Origin of the sequence: Actinoplanes sp. G11-F43 (assembly GCF_050589265.1) — a bacterium.
GTDB lineage: Bacteria > Actinomycetota > Actinomycetes > Mycobacteriales > Micromonosporaceae > Actinoplanes.
This window is the reverse complement of sequence record NZ_JBNZCE010000113.1, coordinates 1-1,065: the sequence shown is the minus strand read 5'-3', so window position 1 is coordinate 1,065 and position 1,065 is coordinate 1. Positions and strand designations below refer to the sequence as shown.

Here is a 1,065-nt window from a genome sequence, read left to right as displayed (position 1 = left end):
CACAGCCGCGGCGTAATCAGACGTGGTGGCACCCACGAACACCCCGGTGCCGGACCCCTTCAACGAAGCCGGATCGATACCCGACCGCTCAATCGCCTCCCACGACGTCTCCAACAACAACCGCTGCTGCGGATCCATCGCCAAAGCCTCACGCGGACTGATCCCGAAGAACTCCGCATCGAACTCTCCAGCCGCCCTGATGAACCCGCCCTCGGTCACATATGTGGATCCCTCGGCGTCCGGATCGGCGTCGAACAGCGCCGCCGCGTCCCAGCCACGATCCGCCGGGAAACCCGAGATCGCGTCACCACCATTGACCAGCAACTCCCACAACTCTTCGGGGCTGCTGACCCCACCCGGATACCGGCAGGCCATGCCGACGATCGCGATCGGCTCGGTCGGCGCCTGCGACACCGTCGTGGTGACCTGCTTCACCGCCGAACCCAGCAGCCGGGAGAGGATCTCCTCGGCCAGAGCCGTCGGGTTGGGGTAGTCGAAAACGATGGTGGCGGGCAGGCGGACCCCGGTGGCCGCGTTGAGCCGGTTACGCAGCTCGACGGCGGTCAGCGAGTCGAAACCGACGTCCCGGAACGCCCGCTCCGCCGGGACCTCCTCCCCCACGCCGTATCCCAGCACCGCGGCGGCATGTGAACGGACCAGCTCGATCACCACACGCCGGCGCTCGGTGGCGGACATCACGATGAGCAGGGACGCGTATTCGCCGCGGTCATCCGTCTCCGCAGCGGTGTCCGTCTCCCGGGCCTCGGCAATCGTGTCCAGCAGCGGACGGGGACGGGCCAGCCGGAAGACCGGAGCGAATCGTTCCCATTCCACGTCGGCGACGGCGATGAACGTCTCGTCCTCGGCCAGGATCTCACCCAGCGCGGTCAGTGCCCTGTCGGTGTCCAGGAAGTTCATGCCCTGCCGGCGCAAACGACTCGGCGTGACCGCACCCGCGCCCTGCGCCATCGCCGCATCGACGGCATCCCAATCGCGGCTATCCCACACACCCCACGCGATCGACGTCGCGGGAAGACCCCTCGCCCGCCGCTGCTCAGCGAACCC

1 protein-coding gene is annotated in these 1,065 nt (G+C 68.1%); it reads right to left on the bottom strand.

All coding sequences use genetic code 11. From position 1 onward, the window contains the following. Window positions 1–969: beta-ketoacyl synthase N-terminal-like domain-containing protein (locus tag ACQ0O7_RS45155; RefSeq protein WP_430792110.1), on the bottom strand; the 969-nt coding region annotated here is incomplete at its 3' end. Between the last annotated feature and the right edge of the window lie 96 nt (window positions 970–1,065).